Annotated in this window: 16 protein-coding genes; 5 read left to right on the top strand and 11 right to left on the bottom strand. The window is 70.5% G+C overall.

Features of this window, described 5'->3' with window-relative positions:
- Positions 1-75: 75 nt before the first annotated feature.
- On the top strand, positions 76-1611 hold the full coding sequence (locus FVE25_RS11485; RefSeq protein ID WP_157246386.1) for a long-chain-fatty-acid--CoA ligase: 1536 nt from the start codon (positions 76-78) through the stop codon (positions 1609-1611).
- Between the two features lie 177 nt (positions 1612-1788).
- Here FVE25_RS11485 and FVE25_RS11490 read toward each other — a convergent pair whose 3' ends face one another.
- The 7 genes from FVE25_RS11490 to FVE25_RS11520 all read right to left on the bottom strand — a co-directional run bounded on the left by FVE25_RS11490 (position 1789) and on the right by FVE25_RS11520 (position 8455).
- Positions 1789-3399 carry a DUF885 domain-containing protein gene (locus FVE25_RS11490; protein ID WP_157246387.1) on the bottom strand — a complete coding sequence of 537 codons (1611 nt, stop codon included), beginning with the start codon at positions 3397-3399 and terminating at the stop codon, positions 1789-1791.
- 34 nt (positions 3400-3433) lie between these two features.
- Positions 3434-4681 (bottom strand): serine hydrolase domain-containing protein, encoded by a 1248-nt coding sequence (locus FVE25_RS11495; protein WP_157246388.1) that lies wholly within the window; start codon positions 4679-4681, stop codon positions 3434-3436.
- A 68-nt stretch (positions 4682-4749) separates the two neighbouring features.
- Complete coding sequence (locus FVE25_RS11500; RefSeq protein ID WP_157246389.1) at positions 4750-5214, bottom strand: pyridoxamine 5'-phosphate oxidase family protein; 465 nt, start codon at positions 5212-5214, stop codon at positions 4750-4752.
- 16 nt (positions 5215-5230) lie between these two features.
- Positions 5231-6010: an ABC transporter permease gene (locus FVE25_RS11505; RefSeq protein ID WP_157246390.1), complete on the bottom strand. Its 780-nt coding sequence runs from the start codon at positions 6008-6010 to the stop codon at positions 5231-5233.
- Positions 6007-6972 carry an ATP-binding cassette domain-containing protein gene (locus tag FVE25_RS11510; protein WP_157246391.1) on the bottom strand — a complete coding sequence of 322 codons (966 nt, stop codon included), beginning with the start codon at positions 6970-6972 and terminating at the stop codon, positions 6007-6009. The genes FVE25_RS11505 and FVE25_RS11510 overlap by 4 nt, the downstream gene beginning before the upstream one ends.
- 96 nt (positions 6973-7068) lie before the next feature.
- The gene (locus tag FVE25_RS11515) at positions 7069-7917 is read right to left on the bottom strand and encodes a DUF4097 family beta strand repeat-containing protein (RefSeq protein ID WP_157246392.1); all 849 of its coding nucleotides are present in this window, start codon (positions 7915-7917) and stop codon (positions 7069-7071) included.
- Positions 7918-7948: 31 nt separating this feature from the next.
- Positions 7949-8455, bottom strand: coding sequence for a toxin-antitoxin system HicB family antitoxin (locus FVE25_RS11520; RefSeq protein WP_157246393.1), 507 nt, complete (start codon positions 8453-8455; stop codon positions 7949-7951).
- An 89-nt stretch (positions 8456-8544) separates the two neighbouring features.
- Here FVE25_RS11520 and FVE25_RS11525 point away from each other — a divergent pair, with 89 nt between their 5' ends.
- Together FVE25_RS11525 and FVE25_RS11530 are read left to right on the top strand one after the other, a co-directional pair.
- Positions 8545-9078 (top strand): hypothetical protein, encoded by a 534-nt coding sequence (locus FVE25_RS11525; protein ID WP_219825425.1) that lies wholly within the window; start codon positions 8545-8547, stop codon positions 9076-9078.
- A 13-nt stretch (positions 9079-9091) separates the two neighbouring features.
- On the top strand, positions 9092-9556 hold the full coding sequence (locus FVE25_RS11530; RefSeq protein WP_157246395.1) for a Uma2 family endonuclease: 465 nt from the start codon (positions 9092-9094) through the stop codon (positions 9554-9556).
- Positions 9557-9589: 33 nt separating this feature from the next.
- Here FVE25_RS11530 and FVE25_RS11535 read toward each other — a convergent pair whose 3' ends face one another.
- The 4 genes from FVE25_RS11535 to FVE25_RS54365 form a co-directional block, all read right to left on the bottom strand.
- Positions 9590-10849 (bottom strand): SAM-dependent methyltransferase, encoded by a 1260-nt coding sequence (locus FVE25_RS11535; protein ID WP_157246396.1) that lies wholly within the window; start codon positions 10847-10849, stop codon positions 9590-9592.
- A gap of 3 nt (positions 10850-10852) precedes the next feature.
- Positions 10853-12202: an FAD-binding oxidoreductase gene (locus tag FVE25_RS11540; RefSeq protein WP_157246397.1), complete on the bottom strand. Its 1350-nt coding sequence runs from the start codon at positions 12200-12202 to the stop codon at positions 10853-10855.
- A 130-nt stretch (positions 12203-12332) separates the two neighbouring features.
- Positions 12333-13313 carry an NAD(P)-dependent oxidoreductase gene (locus FVE25_RS11545; RefSeq protein WP_157246398.1) on the bottom strand — a complete coding sequence of 327 codons (981 nt, stop codon included), beginning with the start codon at positions 13311-13313 and terminating at the stop codon, positions 12333-12335.
- Positions 13310-14830: a serine/threonine-protein kinase gene (locus FVE25_RS54365; protein WP_219825426.1), complete on the bottom strand. Its 1521-nt coding sequence runs from the start codon at positions 14828-14830 to the stop codon at positions 13310-13312. Before FVE25_RS54365 ends, FVE25_RS11545 begins: the two co-directional genes overlap by 4 nt.
- A gap of 184 nt (positions 14831-15014) precedes the next feature.
- On the opposite strand from FVE25_RS54365, the gene FVE25_RS11555 reads away from it, so the two are divergent.
- Positions 15015-16127 (top strand): CaiB/BaiF CoA transferase family protein, encoded by a 1113-nt coding sequence (locus FVE25_RS11555; protein WP_157246399.1) that lies wholly within the window; start codon positions 15015-15017, stop codon positions 16125-16127.
- Positions 16127-16768: a nitroreductase family protein gene (locus tag FVE25_RS11560; RefSeq protein WP_157246400.1), complete on the top strand. Its 642-nt coding sequence runs from the start codon at positions 16127-16129 to the stop codon at positions 16766-16768. The genes FVE25_RS11555 and FVE25_RS11560 overlap by 1 nt, the downstream gene beginning before the upstream one ends.
- The last annotated feature ends 2 nt before the right edge of the window (positions 16769-16770 follow it).

Below are 16770 nucleotides of genomic sequence, written 5' to 3' on the forward strand. Positions count from 1 at the left end.
CCTCAGTTACCTACCGGTTGGTATGCCTCGGCTGCTTAGATGGCGCCAAGCCGGTACAGAGGAGGAAGGCTCTCCATGCTCAACCTGTCGATTGTCCTGGAGGACAGCGCAAGGAACGCTCCGGACAAGACGGCCATCGTCTTCGGCGATATGCGCCTGCCGTACTCGATGATCGACTCAGTGGCCAACCAGGTGGCGAACCTGCTGGTCTCGCGCGGAATCGGGAAGGGTGACAAGGTCGCGCTGGCCTGTCCGAACCTGCCGTACTTCCCGTTCGTCTATTTCGGCATCCTCAAGGCGGGCGCCACCGTGGTGCCGCTGAGCGTGCTGCTCCAGGGCAGGGAGATCGCCTACCACCTCGACGACAGCGACGCCAAGGCGTTGTTCTGCTTCGAGGGGACGCCCGAGCTGCCGCTGGGCGCGCGGGGCAAGGCCGGGTTCGAGGCGGCGGAGGGCTGCGAGCACTTCTTCGTGCTGCCGGCCACCGCGCTGGCCACCGAGTCGGAACACGGCGAGTCCATCTGGGCGGCGCTGGGCGGGATGTCCAGCGAGTTCGCCACCGTGCAGACCGCGCCGGACGACACCGCGGTGATCCTCTACACCTCGGGCACCACGGGCCAGCCCAAGGGCGCCGAGCTGAGCCACCAGAACATGCTGCTCAACGCCATGGTCTCCGACAAGATGTTCCCCAGGACCGACGGCGGCGACGTCTACCTGGGCGTGCTGCCGCTGTTCCACTCCTTCGGCCAGACGGTCATCCAGAACACCGGGTTCCTGCGCGGCTCGACGGTCGTGCTGCTACCGCGGTTCGAGGCGGGTGACGCGCTGGCGCTCATGGGCAAGGAGGGCGTGACGTTCTTCGCGGGCGTGCCGACGATGTACTGGGGCCTGCTGACGAAGATCCACGCCGAGGGCGCCGAGCCGCCGTCGTCGCTGAAGGTGGCCGTCGCGGGCGGCGCCGCCTCGCCGGTCGAGGTGCTCAACGACTTCGAGAAGACCTTCGGCTTCGGCATCCTCGAGGGCTACGGCCTGTCGGAGACCTCGCCGGTGGCCAGCTTCAACCAGCTCGGCCGGCCGACCAAGCCGGGCACGATCGGCACCCCGATCTGGGGGGTGGAGATGAAGCTCGTCGACGCCGAGTGGAACACGGTCGAGGGCGAGGGCCCGGGCGAGATCGCCATCCGCGGCCACAACATCATGAAGGGCTACTACAACCGGCCCGAGGCCACGGCCGAGGTCATGAACGACGGCTGGTTCCGCACCGGCGACATCGCCACCCGCGACGCCGACGGCTACTACTCGATCTTCGACCGGGCCAAGGACATGATCATCCGGGGTGGCTTCAACGTCTACCCGCGCGAGGTCGAAGAGGTCCTCATGAGCCACCCGGACGTCTCGCTGGTGGCCGTGCTCGGCATCGCGCACGAGTCGCACGGCGAGGAGATCAAGGCGTACGTCATCCGCACCGCCGGGTCGTCGGTCACCGAGGACGAGCTCATCGGCTGGTCCAAGGAGAACATGGCGGCCTACAAGTACCCGCGGATCATCGAGTTCCGCGACGAGCTGCCGATGACCGCCTCCGGCAAGATCCTCAAGCGCGAACTGCGCTAGAAGGCAAGCCCCACCGGCCCGTACGGCTCGCGCCCTCCCCCCTGGGGCGCGAGCCGTACTGCTGCCCGGACCGCCTACATGCGGGCCGATTCTTGCGCAGGGAGCCCCCTAGATACGGGCCGGTTCCGCGCGCAAGGCGCCGCTGGATGCGGGCCGGTTCCTCGCGCATGGCGCCCCCTAGATGCGGGCCAGTTCCTCGCGCATGGTGCCCAGCCCCATCGGGCCGAGGTCGAGCGCGGCGGTGTGCCAGGTCTTCAGGTCGAAGCCGGGCCTGGCCTGCGCCTCGGCCCGTGCCTCCATCCAGGCGCGCTCGCCGAGCTTGTAGCAGATCGCCTGGCCGGGCCAGCCGAAGTAGCGCAGCACCTCGGGGTTGACCTGGTGCGCCTCGGCCCGGCCGCGGTCGCGCAGCACCTCGCACGCCTTCTCGAACGTCCAGCGCGAGCCGTCCGGCAGCGGCAGTTCCAGGTGGACGCCGATGTCGATGACCACGCGGGCGGCGCGCAGCGCGGAGGCGGCCAGCATGCCCAGCCTGGCGCCGGGTGCGCTGAGCCAGCCCAGTTCGTCGGCCAGCCGCTCGGCGTAGAGGGCCCAGCCCTCGCCGTGGCCGCCGACCCAGGACATCTTCGCGTGCCGCGAGAGCTTGTCACCGGCGACGGCGACCGCGCCGAGCTGCAGGTGGTGTCCCGGCACGCCCTCGTGGAAGACGGTGGTGAAGTCGCTCCACGTGGCGAACTTCTCCCGTCCGCCGAGCGGCCACCAGGTGCGCCCGGGCCGGGTGAGGTCCTCGCTGGGCTGGGTGTAGTACGGCGCGCCCGAGGTGGAGCCGGGCGCGAGCACCACGTCCACGGTGCGCAGCGCTTCCGGGATGTCGAAGGCGACGCCGTTGAGCGCGGCGACGGCCCGCTCGTGCTCCTGCTCCAGCCAGGCGAGGTAGGCGTCGGGGCCGACCACGTACTGGGTGGAGTCGAGGTGGGCGATGGCCTCGCTCACGGTGGCGCCGGGCAGGATGGCGCGGGCCTCGGCGGCCATCTCGGCCTCGATGCGCTCCAGTTCGGCCCAGCCCCACTGGTAGGCGTCGTGCAGGTCGATCTCCTCGCCGAGCTGCAGCCGGGCGGCCACGGCGTAGCGCTCGGCGCCGACCGCATCCCGCTCGTCGGCCCGGGGCGCGTACTCCTCGCGCAGGTAGCGCGCGATCTCGGCGTAGCCGCGGTAGGCGGCCCGCGCGGCCTCGGCGAGCTCGGCGGCGGCCGGCCCGTCGCCGTGGCCGGCGATCAGCTCGTCGTGGGTGCCGGCCAGCCGCTCGGCCTGGTCGGCGGCGCCGAGCGCCTGCCGCCGCGCCGCCCGCAGCCCGCGGCCGAGGCCGGCGTCGAGCGTGGTGCGCCAGCCGGCCAGCATGCCCGGGATGGCGGCCAGCCGGACCGCGATCTCCCGCCAGTGCTCCTCGGTGCCGCGCGGCAGCAGGTCGATGCTGTCCCTGATCGCGGTGATCAGCCCGAAGGGCGAGCTGACCTCCCGGTACGGCTCGCCGATCGTGTGGACGGCGGCCTGGGCCTCGAGTCGTTCGCGCAGGTGGGCGGCGGCCCTGCGGTCGGTGCCGGTTTCCGGGGCCAGGCGGCTCAGCTCGGCCAGCGTGTGCTGGACCAGTTCGTGCCGGGCCTCGTGGCCGTCGGGGCTGTAGTCGGTGGCCGCCCCGAAGTCGCCGGCGAGGCCCAGGTAGACGGCCTCGACCGGGTCGAGGGCGGCCGCTTTCAGGATGTACTGCTCACATAGGCGGAAGATTGCGCTCACTCAGGCACAATAGCCACACCATCTCTGCATCTGGTCAGCGGATTCCCGCGAGGGAACGCGAGGTGGGCAGCAGGGGGATCGACGGAGCCGCCTTGAGGCTCGGCGCCGCCGTACCACCGCAGGCCGCCGTCATCAGGAACCTGAACACGGCGGGATCGATGTCGTTGGGCAGCATCTGCCCGTTCTCGTCAAAGCGCTGGTACTTCATGAGGTTCATGCCGAAGGAGAGCTCGCGCCGGCCGTCCTCGCTGATCAGTGACTGGGTGCCCATCCCGAACACGCCGCCGTCGTGACCCCAGAAGCGGCCGCAGGGCAGCTCGAGCGGGTAGAGGCCGAGCCCGTAGTCCATGACGAAGCCGCCCACCGAGATCTTGACGGTGCGCCGCATCTCCGCCAGCGACGCGCCGCCGACCAGCTTGCCCCGCAGCAGGGCCCGGTAGAAGGTGTTGAGGTCGTCCATGGTCGAGACCAGGTTGCCCGCCACCCCGGCCCACGACATGTCGTAGACGCTGTAGTCCTTCGGCGGGTCGATCAGGCCGTACATGTTCTCGTACGCCTTGGAGTGCTCACCCCGGATGTACGGCGAGCGCGGGAAGGCCGTCTCTCGCAGGCCCGCCCGCCTGATGACGTAGCGGGTGATGTAGTCCTCGACCGGCATCCTGGTGACCTTCTGCAGCACCAGGCCGGCGATCACGTAGTTGGTGTTGGAGTAGGAGCCGGGCTGCGATCCCGGCGCGCCGGGCGAGGGGGCGGCCAGGCCGTGCCGGACCAGTTCGGCCGAGGTGAAGGTGCGGAAGCGGTTGTCGTCGAGGCTCTTCGGGGAGCCCTCCAGGAGCGAAGGGAAGATGCCGGCGATGTGGTCGCCGATGCCGCTGGTGTGGTTGAGCAGCATCCGGACGGTGACCTTGTCGCCGCGTTCGCCGGGGATGAGGCCCGGCAGGTAGCGGGCCACGGGGGCGTCCAGGTCGATCCGGCCGCGTTCGACCTGCTGGAGGATGGCGACCGAGACGAAGGTCTTGGTGATGCTGCCGATCCGGTGCGGCATGCCGGGCCGTACCGGACGCCGGGTCTGGACGTCGGCGACACCCGACGCGCCCGACCACCTCTCGTGGCCGGCGCGGGCCTGGGAGTAGAACCCGTACATGCCCGCGGCGTGGACGGCGTCCGACGACTGCTGCAGCTCACGCGGGTCGAGGTCGCCGGTGGTCGCGGCGGCCGGAACGGTGCTCAGGGAGAGCGCCGCCGCGAGAGCGGCGACGGTCGCGATCAGTGATCGTCTCATGCGTTCAGCATGATCGGACGGGCTGCGCGGGGTTAGTCCGGTCCGTCATCGGCTGGAGATGACATGTGTCATGTCCAGGTGAACCGGGTGGCGTCCTGCGGCAGCCAGTTCCAGGCCAGGACCCGTTCCGGCGTCAGCTCCCACGCCTCGGGGGTGAACGCGCCGTAGCCGTACTTCTCCCGGTCGGCGGCCTCGACGCGGGCGGCCAGCGCGGGGTCGAGGCGGACGAGGGCGGCCCGGCCCTCGACGATGACGGCCGCCTTGGCGTCCTCCAGATGAACGCCGGCGCGGCCGTCCTCGCGCAAGTTGCGGATGTGCACGGTCTGCTCGCCGCCGCTGAAGTAGAACCGGTCCTCCACCCACAGCCCGTCGACCGGGACGACGTGCGGGCGGCCGTCCGGCCGGGTCGTGGCCAGCCAGTAGCTTTGCGCGGCCGCGAGCTTGCCCCGCACTTCGTCCCAGGTCAGCGTGATGGTCTGTGGCGCGGTGCGGTATCCGTCGGGCAGGTCGAGCACTTCGGCTGTCGGCTCCATGAACCGAGTATGCGCGTCAAGCGTCCTTGCGGCGGTGGAAAAGCGAGCGAGACCACAGGTATCCGCCCGCAGCGATCGCCAGGCACCAGGCCACCGCGGCCAGAGCGGTGCCGCCGCCGACCGGCTGGCCCATCAGCAGCCCCCGCAGCGTGTCGATGATCGGCGTGAACGGCTGGTACTCGGCGAACCACCGCATCCCCGCCGGCATCGACTCCGGCGTCACGATCGCGCTGCCCAGGAAGGGCAGGAACTGGAAGGGCAACGCGATGTTGCTGGCCGTCTCCGCGCCCTTGGCGATCAGGCCGAACGCCGCCGAGCACCAGGTCACCGCCAGCGCCACCAGCGTGAGCAGCCCGAACGCGCCCAGCCAGCCCAGCGGCCCGCCCGCCGGCCGGAAGCCGATCAGCACCGCGAACCCCGTGACCAGCGCGACGCTGAGCATCGTCTGGATGACGCTGCCCACGACCTGCCCGGTCATCACCGAGCCCGGCGAGATGGCCAGCGTGCGGAAGCGGTTGATGATGCCCTCGGTCTTGTCCACCGCGACCGCGACGGCGACGACCACGGAGCCGGAGGTGGCCGTCATGAGGATGATGCCGGGGGTGACGTAGTCGATGTAGTCGCCCTTGGCCAGCCCGGCGCCGATCGCACCGCCGAACACGAACACGAACAGCAGCAACATGAAGATCGGCATGAACACGATCGAGAGCGTCATGTTCGGGTAGCGCTTGGCGTGCAGCAGGTTGCGCCGCAACATCGTCAGGGAATCGCCCATGGCGTGGGAGAACGCGCTCATCGCAGGGCCTCCTTCCGAGGCTCGTGGGAGTGCCCGGTCAGGGCGAAGAAGACGTCGTCGAGGTCGGGCGTGTGCACCGCCAGTTCGTCGGCCTCGACGCCGGCGCCGTCCAGGCGGTCGATCAGGGCGCGCAGCGAGCGGAAGCTTCCGTCGCCCGGCACCTGCAGCGTCAGCGCCTCGTCGTCGCGGGTCGCCCCGCCGCCGATCGCCCCCGCCGCCGCGTGCAGCGCGCGCGGGTCGGCGAAGCGCAGGCTCACGTGGCCACCCGGAATGCGGCGCTTGAGCTCCTCCGCGCTGCCCTCCGCCACGATCCGGCCATGGTCGAGTACGGCGATGCGGTCGGCCAGTTCGTCGGCCTCGTCGAGATACTGCGTGGTCAGCAGGATCGTCACGCCGTCGGCCACCAGGTGGCGGATGATCTGCCACATGGTGTGCCGGCTGCGCGGGTCCAGGCCGGTCGTGGGCTCGTCGAGGAAGATGACGCTCGGCCGGCCGACCAGCGTCATCGCCAGGTCGAGGCGGCGGCGCATGCCGCCGGAGTAGGTGGAGGCGACCTTCTTGCCCGCCTCCACCAGGTCGAAGCGCTCCAGCAGGCCGGCCGCGCGCCGGCGGCCCTCGCGCTTGGGCAGGTGGTTCAGGTCGGCCATGAGCAGGAGGTTCTCCTCGCCGGTCAGGTAGCCGTCCACCGCGGCGAACTGGCCGGTGACGCCGATCGCGGCGCGCACCCGCTGGGCCTGGGTGTCGATGTCGTACCCGGCCACGCGGGCGCGGCCGGCGTCGGCCTTCTTGAGGGTGGCGAGGATTTCCACCGCGGTGGTCTTACCTGCGCCGTTCGGGCCGAGGAGGGAGAAGATGGTGCCGGCTCTGACGGTCAGGTCGATGCCGTCCAGGACGAGCTTGTCGCCGTAGGACTTGCGGAGACCGGTCACCTCGATGGCGGTTTGGGCATGGGAGGTCGGCATGATGCCTCGTCTCTCGGGGCTTGATGAAAAAGGGGGGCACGCGGGCCTGGCCCGGGAGCGGGCACCGGGCGGGCGGCCGCGGCGGAAAGGGGTGGATCAGGCGCGGTGGATGAGGATGTCGCCGTAGGCGGTCGTGGCGTTCACCTCGACCAGGTCGTCGGCCTCGGCGGGGCCGTCGTGGGCGTCCATGGTGACGCGGACGTCGCCGTACTGGGAGGACACGTTGAGCCAGGCGGCCGTGCCCTTCCTGACGCCGACTTCCACCTCGCCGGTGCCGGTGTCGAGGGTGATCGCGCCCCGGACGACCTGGCCCAGCCGTACGTCGCCGGAAGCGGTCCTGGCGGACAGGCCCGCCAGCGCGCTCTCGACCTGGATGTCGCCGTTGGCGGTGTTGAGCCGGGCGTCGCCGCCGACCCGGCCGAGGCTGATGTCGCCGTTGGACGTCTTGACCAGGGCGCCGCCGTCGATCTCGCGGACGCGGATGTCGCCGTTGGCGGTGGTGATCTCGGCGAAGCCGGAGGCGCGGGAGACGGAGACGTCGCCGTCCCCGGTGTGCACGAGGAGTTTGGCCGTCTCGTCGACCTCCACGTCGCCCATGGAGGTGGTGAAGCGGCACTCCCCGAGGCGTCCCATGGCGCGCACCTCGGCGTCGGCGCGCAGGTCCACCCCGGAGTCGGCGGGCAGCTCGATCGAGACCTCGACCGAGCCGCCCCAGAACCACCACCACGAGTGCTGGTGGGCGTTCTTGTGCGCCTTCACGGTCAGCCGGCCGTTGGCGTACTCCACCCTGGTCTGCGCGGCGGCGCTGACGTCACCGTCGCTCCCCGGATCGGACGGGTGCACCTCCACCAGGGTGTCGGTGCGCTCGCTCGCGACGATCCGGATATATCCGGTGCCGACCTCGATGACCGCCGAGATCGGTTCGTTCGTGTCGAACTGGGGCATGGCGCTGCCTTCCTGAGCGGTGCGTTGTGTGTCAGCGGACCCAGCCGGTGTAGCGCTGGCCCCCTTGGGAGGCTCTCGGACCCCCGCCCGCCTCGCCGGAGTCGAGCGCCGCCGAGACCGCCCGGACCAGCCAGGCGTTGACCGACAGCCCCTCGCGGGCCGCCGCCTCGTCGATGCGCGGCTTGAGGTGCTCGGGAACCCGCAGCGCGACCCGGGTGGTGCCGCCGTCGTCGGCCTCCGGCTGCCGCACCGGCCGGGCCGTGGCGACCGGCTCCGCCTCGCGCACCTGCGGCGCCGGTGGCGGGGTCACGACGAAGTCGGGGTCGCGTCCGCGCAGCCGTACGTCGACCGAGCCAGGGGCGAGCTCCCGGGTGATCTCGGCGGCGGCGGCGGACAACGCCTCCAGCATGGCCATGCGGGTGGCCGACTCCAGCGTGGCGATGAGCCTGTCAGCCGTGGCACGGGCCTCTGGCCCGCCTGCTTCTGCGGCGACCGCCAGCTCGCGGCGGAGGTGGTCGACATACGGCGCGAGTTCCATGACACCACTATGACATGTCGATGGTGCCACGACAACCCATGATGGCACCACTATGGAGTCATCTGTGCTCAGGAGGCAGAATCATGGCCATGGGATTCGGCGTCCGGGAGTTCGAGCTGGCCCTGATGCACCGCATGCGCGACCTCAACCCCGACCGGGTGGAGGACGCGCTCGCCGCCATGGACGCCACCCGCGCCGAACTCCGCCAGGCACACGCCCACTGGACCCGCCTGACCGCCGCCGCACCCCGCGGCGCCCGCCGCTTCGTCACGGCCCTCGGCCGCCCGCCGTCGCTGAGCGAACGCCCGGTCGGCAGCCTGACCTGCGACGCCCTCAGCTGGCCGCTGCCATCCTGGCCCGGCCTGGAGTTCGAGGTGCTGACCGGGCCCGGCGGCGAGGTGTGGAACGCATGGTTCGTCCGCCCCGGCGCGGCCCGCGTGCCGGACGTCGCCGGCCTGGTCCCGTGGGAGTACGTGGTCGCGGACGTCGCCTTCCCGGGCGCCACCCAGGACGAGGGCTCGGCGCCGCACCACTGGGTGGTGTCCTTCCGGTACGGCACGGCCGCCTACCGTGCCCGCTTCGTCTACGGTCTGTTCCAACGCCTCGACCCGGTCACCGGCTGATACGGTTCCCGGCGTGACGAGTCCGCTGCACAACCGGATCGCCCGTCGGCTGGCCTGCGCCCTGGAGTCCGCGCCGTGCGTGGCGTGGAAGCCCTTGAAGGTGGAGACGGGCATCGACGTCCTGTTGTCCCGGCCGCCGGAGTCCATCGTCCGGCGCCCCGATGTCGTGATCTACACCTGCCTGGACGTCCCCGGACGCAGTCCCGACGCGTCGGAGACCGTGGGGGTTGTGGAAGTGTCCACGCCGGGCACCATGACCGACGATCTCACCAGCAAGCTGATCCAGTACAGCACGGCGGGCATTCCGCTCTACCTGGTGATCCTGCTCGATGAGAAACACGAGATCGAGGAGGTCAGAGAGTTCCACCTGGACGCGGTGGTCCGCAGCTACCGGCTGCACCGCCTGCATCGCACGGAGTTGGAGTTGGAGGCCCCCTTCCTCGTCACGATCCCGTTCGGGAGTCTCACCGCCCCGTGAGGCCCGGGATGGGCCTCACGGGGTGACGAGGGGTCAGGGCCAGGTGACGGAGGGGCGGAGGGGCATGCCGGAGCGGCCCTCCTTGTCCAGTTTGACGCCGAGCACCTGGTGGAGCTGGACCTTGTTGCGCTCGAAGCCGACGATGCAGCCGGCCATGTACAGCGCCCAGACGCGGGCGGTGCCCATGCCGACCTCCTGGACGGCGTCCTCCCAGTTGGCGTCCAGGTTGTCGCACCAGGCGCGGAGGGTCTTGGCGTAGTGCTCGCGCAGGTTCTCCTCGTGGCGGATCTCGAAGCCGAGGTCCTCCATCTGGCGGACGAGCCAGCCGACCGACTCGAGTTCGCCGTCGGGGAAGACGTAGCGGTTGATGAAGCCGCCCTTGTTGAACGTCTTCTCCTTGCCGGTGGGCCGGGTGATGCAGTGGTTGAGGATGCGGCCGCCCGGCCTGAGCTTGCCGTACAGGAAGGCGAAGTACGACGGGACGTTGGCCGCGCCGATGTGCTCGGTCAGGCCGATGCTGCTGACGGCGTCGAAATCCGACTCCGGCACGTCGCGGTAGTCCATGAAGCGGACTTCGGCCAGGTCCTCCAGGCCGGCTTCCTTGATGGCGGCCTGGGCCCATTCGGCCTGCTGCCTGGACAGGGTGACGCCCAGGGCCTTCACGCCGTAGTGCTTGGCGGCGTGCATGACCATGCCGCCCCAGCCGCAGCCGACGTCGAGCAGGCGCATGCCGGGCTTCAGGTCGAGCTTCCTGGCCACCAGGTCGAACTTGGTGAACTGGGCCTCTTCGAGGGAGGAGTCCTGCTCCGGGTAGACGGCGCAGGTGTAGGCCATCGACGGGCCGAGGACCCACTCGTAGAAGCGGTTGGAGACGTCGTAGTGGTGGTGGATGGCTTCGGCGTCACGCTGCTTGGCGTGGCGGGAGCCGAGCTTGGCGAGAGTGCTCTGCCGCATCTCCTGCGGGGGCGGCGGAACACGCATGAGGAGGGGTTTCATCCCCAAAGCCCGGACAGCATCCACTTTCTCGGCAAAAGTCAGGTCGTTGGTGGTGATGTTCCACATCCGGTCGAGCAACGTGTACATGTCGCCATGCACATCGATGTGACCGGAAACGTAGGCACGCGCCAGACCAAGCTCCCCCGGAGCCTGCGACAGGTAAGCCACCGCGATGGGTGACTTCACCTCGATGGTGATGTCCGCGCCGTCCGGCCCGGCCTTACTGCCGTCGTAGGCCAGGAACGACACATTTGCATTGGAACCGACGATTTTCTCAAAGATGGTTGCGAGCGCCATCACTTACCTTCCCCGCACACACTTGTCGTACAGGTCAAGCAAACGACCGTTCGGATCGTATTCCCGCTTGACCGGCCAGTAAGCATCGCCGTTGTACAGCTGCCAGAACTGCTCACGGGCATAGAAAGAGGTCGAGTACAGCGACTTGTGCCCGTCCAGTTCGTGCACGGAGTTCTCGATGAGCCGGTTGTAGTACCCGTCGAACTGCCCCCGAGGCAACGGGACCAGCCCCCAGAACCCGAAATTGACGTACAGCTTGCCCTTCTCCAGCGGATACAGCGGCCATTCGCTGTTCGACTTGAGGGGGCACATCCAGACCGGCGTCATGCCGACCTTGTCATGGAAGAAGCGCAGGAAGTCGGCGCCCCGCTCGACCGGGGTCTCGACGTCCTGGATGACCGACTCCTGCACGGGCTGGTTCCGCCACCGGTCGATGCGGGCGGTCAGGCCGTACTTGCGGTCGAGGGCGACGAGCCTGCGGTAGACGTCGGAGCGCATGTAGCGGCGCGGGATGAGCGAGCGCACGACGGGCTGCTGCACGCCGAAGGCCCGCGAGCACCAGAACCAGTCGGTGTCCCAGCGCCACAGGTAGTCGCGGACGGTCAGCCAGTCGCGGTTGCGTTTGCGGATGGACTGGTAGTAGATGCGCATCCCCGTGTAGTCGGAGACGTACGGGGCGCGCTCGGCGAAGCGGCCGAGCGTGAGGTACATCTCGTCGGGGGTGAAGAACACCCCGTCCACGAAGTCGACCTGCTCGCCGTCGTGGACCATCGTGTCGCAGATCTCCTGCATGGCCAGCATGCACTTGTCCGCGTCGGTGAATCTCACGTGCGTCAGATGCACGTACGGCTGGACCGGCTTGAGCTTGATCCGGATGCGCAGCGCGTAGCCCAGCGTGCCGTACGAGTTGGGAAAGGCACGGAACAGGTCGCGGTGCTCGTTGTCGTCACGGGCGATGACGACGCGCCCGTCGCCGGTGAGGATCTCGAGCTCCTCGACCGACTCGTGCGGGAGCCCGTCCCTGAAGCTGGTGGACTCGATGCCCAGCCCCGTCACCGCTCCCCCGAGCGTGATGGTCTTGAGCTGGGGCACGACGTACGGCATGAGCCCGTGGGGCAACGTGGCGTCCACGAGGTCCTCGTAGGTCGTCATCCCCTGGACTTCCGCCGTCTTCGTGACCGGGTCGACGCTGATGACCTCGGCGAGGTCACGGGCGGAGAGCTTGGCCGTCTTGCCGTTGTCGCGGAACCTGAAGAGGTTGGACGTGGCCTTGGCCAGGCGGGGCGCGGCGTCCCCGGGAATCTCGGCGTATGACTGCCGGATCTGCTCTACGGCCCTCTGGTGTGCCGACATGTCCGTCGCCACGGAACACCCCCTGGAGCTGGTAGAGATCGTCCGTAAGACCGTATAACCCTGCTAACCCCTAGAACAGCCCGGGGTCTGTTACAGAGCCGAAAACTGTTCATAGTGGCAGGTGGAGACCTTACACCACAGGAGAATGACCAAACTTCCGGGAGACGTCCGGGGCGAGGCCGTTGACCACGTGCGCCACGGGCCGGCCGTCGAGGACGGCCCCCAGGTTGTCCATGACCGCCTCGACCACCCGGCCGGTCGACTGCCCGGTGACGCCGGCGACGTGCGGCGAGAGCAGCACGTGCGCGAATCCCAGCAGCGGGTCGCCGGCGGGCAGCGGCTCGGTCTCGAAGACGTCCAGCGCCGCCCCGCCCAGGTGCCCGCCGAGCGCCTCGACGAGCGCCGCCTGGTCCACGACCCCGCCGCGGGCGGCGTTGACCAGGACCGCGCCCTGCTTCATCCGCCGGGGGTCGACGAGGGCGCGGGTCTGCTCCGACAGCGCGATGACCACGACGAGCACGTCGGACTCGGCCACGACGCGCTCCAGCGGCCGGAACGCGGCCGTCTCCCGCGGGGTGCGCGTCCAGTAGGAGACCTCGCAGCCGAACGCGCCGAACAGGCGCTCGCACTCCGCGCCGATCGGCCCGTAGCCGACGAGCCCGACCTTCGACCCGGACAGCTCGCTCGTGCCGAGCTCCAGCTGCGGCCACCCTCCCGCGCGCACGGCCGCGTCCGCCTGCGTCAGCTTCCTGCGTACGGCCAGCGCCGCCGACAGGCACCACTCGGCCACGGCCACGGCGCTGACGCCCGCGGTGTTGGCCAGCGGCACCCCGGCGGCGGCCAGGGCGGCCAGGTCGTGCCCGTCCACGCCGACCGACGGCTGCTGGACGAACGCCAGCAGCGGCGCGGCCGCGACCGCCTCGGCGTCGAGGGCGAGTTCCCCCGACCAGTCGCCGAGCACGATCTCGGCCTCGGGCAGCGCCTCCAGCAGCGCCGCCCGGTCCCGTCGTGCGGGCACGCGCAGCCGTACCCGCTCCCCCAAAGGCGCGACGAGGGCGCGCAGGACGCCCTCCGGCAGCGGGGGCAGCGCCAGCAGATCCCAGGGTGTCATGTCCCCACGGTAAAGCTGTTGATCACTCTGCGCATGAGGACGCGGTGGCGCCGCCACTGTTCCTCGGTGAAGGTCCAGGACACGACGTAGGCGGTCTCGCCGACGGTCACCGCCCGCCTGATCTCGCGGTAGTTCTGCCCGGCCCGCGCCCAGCCGGTGTCGCCGGGGACCCCCGTGGCCCGCCAGGTGAACTCCCACTCCACGGCCGTCCGGCCGCGATGGCGCACGACCTTGCGGCCGACGTTGGCGTACTCCTGCCCGGTCTCCTTGAACATCTCCTCGGAGTCGCGCAGGAGCTGGTGCGGGTCGAGCTCGGAGAAGACGGTCTCGACGGCCAGGTGGCCACGCCGGTCGGGCCGGGTCCAGGTGGCCGCGCCCTCCCCTCGGGCGCCGCGCCAGCCGGTCGGCCGGGAGATGGACCAGCCGTCCGGCGAGGCCCACGTGCGCACCTGCGGCCTGGTCCTGGTCGGCGTCGGGGTGACGGGCGACGGCGCCGGGGTCGTCGTCTGGAGCGGCTGCGGCGCGGTGGTGACGGTGGGCACCGAGCTGCTGGCCACGCGCTGCGCCAGCGGCGGGTCCGCCGACGGATCGGCCGCCCATGCCGAATAGGCGGCCACGCCGCCGCCGAGCACGAGGACGGTCGCGGTCACCGCGGCGATGAGCGTCCTCCTGCTGCCCGCCGCCTCACTCGACTCCTCGGTACGGCCGGCCACCAGCCCGGCCAGCAGCCGGTCGGCCTCCTCCGGGCTGAGCCGTTCGTGCGCCTCCTTGCGCAGCAGCCCGCGCAGCACGGGATGCATGGCGGGCGGGATGCGCCGGTAGTCGGGCTCGTCGTTGAGCAGCGCGGTCAGCGTGGCCATGGGGTCGCCGCGCTCGAAGGGCGAGCGCCCGGTGAGCGAGGCGAACAGGGTGGCGCCGAGCGACCACAGGTCGGAGGCGGGCCCTGCTTCCGCGCCGCGCACCCGTTCCGGCGCGAGGAAGCTGGGCGAGCCGGTGACCATGCCGGTCGTGGTCAGCGAGGAGTCGCCTTCGGCGGTGGCGATGCCGAAGTCGGTGAGCACGGCTCTGCCGTCCGCGTCGAGCAGGATGTTGCTCGGTTTGACGTCGCGGTGCAGGATGCCCTGCTCGTGGGCGGCGCGCAGCGCGGAGAGCACCTGCCGGCCGACGTCGGCCGCCTGCGGGATGGGCAGCGCGCCGGTGCCGGCCACGATCTCCTCGATGGAGCGGGCCCTGATGAGCTCCATGATGATCCAGGGGCGGCCGTCCTCCTCGACGACGTCGTAGATGGCGACGACCGACGGGTGGTTGAGCCGTGCGGCGGTGCGGGCCTCGCGGGCAGTGCGCATGAGCTGCCGCTCACGATCGGCCGGGGGCACGCCCTCCGGCAGAAGCACCTCCTTGATCGCGATCTGCCTGTTGAGGAGCGTGTCGCGACCTTCCCAGACCACGCCCATGCCGCCGCGCCCCAGCTCGCGCAGTAACTGGTACCGCCGAGCGACGAGCCGTTCCGAAATCATGTCCAACCTCCACAACAGTGGGCAAGTTTCCCATATGTGGGGGTCCTGGGAAGCGTGATCACCACACCCCGGCATGCTTGCGGGCTGATCCCGAATGTTGTTCTACTTGGGAGAACGCGGCTGGAGCTTGTTACCAAGCGCTTGCTTGAGCCAGCCGTACCGGACTAGAGTCGAGGAGATGTGCATGCGTGAAGGTCCCCTGGCCGGCGTGCGGGTGCTGGAGCTGGCCGGGCTCGCGCCCGGGCCGTTCGCCGGGATGATGCTCGCCGACCACGGCGCCGACGTGCTGCGCGTCGATCGCGTCAAGGCGGTCCACGACCGGCCGCGCACCGACGTGATGGACCGCGGCAAGCACACGATCGGGCTGGACCTGAAGGCGCCCGAGGGCGTGGGCGCCTTCAAGGAACTGGCCCGGCACGCCGACGTGGTGATCGAGGTGTTCCGCCCCGGCGTCGCCGAACGGCTCGGCATCGGGCCCGCCGACCTCCACGCGGTCAACCCCCGGCTCGTCTACGGGCGCATGACCGGATGGGGCCAGGACGGGCCGCTGGCCCCGACCGCCGGGCACGACATCGACTACATCGCGATCTCCGGCGTCCTGTCGATGCTCGGGCGCGCGGGCGAGCAGCCGACGCCGCCGATCAACATCCTCGGCGACTTCGCCGGCGGCGGCCTGATGCTCGCCTACGGCGTCCTGCTGGCGTTGTTCGAGCGCGAGCGCACCGGCAGGGGGCGGGTCATCGACGCCGCCATGGTGGACGGCGCCGCCATCCTGTTCGCCATGTTCAGCCACGGCGCGCAGTCCGGGTTCTGGGGACCGCGCGGCACCAACCTGCTCGACACCGGCGCCCCCATGTACGACACCTACGAGACCGCCGACGGGCAGCACCTGGCGGTCGGCGCGCTGGAGCCGCAGTTCTGGGAGGAGATGATCCGCCTCATGGGCCTGACCGATCTGCCCGACCGCGACGACCGCGCCCAGTGGCCGGCGCTGAAGGCCCGCCTGGCCGAGGCGTTCCGATCGAGGACGCGGGCCGAGTGGGAGGCGGTCTTCGACGGCTCCGACGCCTGCGTCTCGCCCGTGCTGTCGATGACCGAGGCCGCCGAGCACCCGCACAACGTGGCCCGCGGCAGCTTCGTGCAGGTCGGCGACTACAAGCAGCCCCTGCCCGCGCCCCGGCTGGACGGCGCGCCCGCCCCCGACCTGTCGCCCGCCACCCGCCTGACCGACCTCGGCGCGTGGGGCCTCGACGCCACCGAGACCGGCAAGCTGCGCGAGGCGGGGGTGCTGGCCTGATGGACCTCTTCGAAGCGCTCTACACCACCCGTGCCATGCGCCGGGTCCGGCCCGACCCGATCCCCGTGGAGGTGCAGCGCGCGATCCTGGACGCCGCCGTGCGCGCCCCCAGCGGCGGCAACGCCCAGAACTGGCGCTTCCTGCTGGCCGACGACCCGGCGATCAAGGCCGAGCTCGGACCCCTGTACCGCGACGGCCTGCACCGGCTGTTCGAGACGCACTACAAGGAGGCCCGGGAGAACGCCGACGACCAGGGGCGCCGGGTCTTCGCCTCCGCGCAGCACCTGGCCGACCACTTCGAGGGCTACCCGCTCATGCTGTTCGCCTTCGTCCAGCACGATCCGAGCGGCGCCTCCGTCTTCCCCGCCGTCTGGAGCGCCCAGCTTGCGGCCCGGGCGTACGGCGTCGGCACCTCGCTGACCACCATCCTCGGCCTGTTCCATCCCAAGGAGACGTTGCGGGTGCTCGGCGTACCCGAAGGCGAGGGCTGGCGGCTGGCCTGCGCCGTCACCTTCGGCTACCCGACCGGCCGCTGGGACGTGGCCCCGAGGCGGCCCGTCCACGAGGTCAGCTACCGCAACCGCTGGGGCGAGCCGGTCGGCTTCACCGTGGACGAACCCCTCTGGAGCAAACCGATCTGACC

Origin of the sequence: Nonomuraea typhae (assembly GCF_009760925.1) — a bacterium.
Classification (GTDB): Bacteria; Actinomycetota; Actinomycetes; order Streptosporangiales; family Streptosporangiaceae; genus Nonomuraea; species Nonomuraea typhae.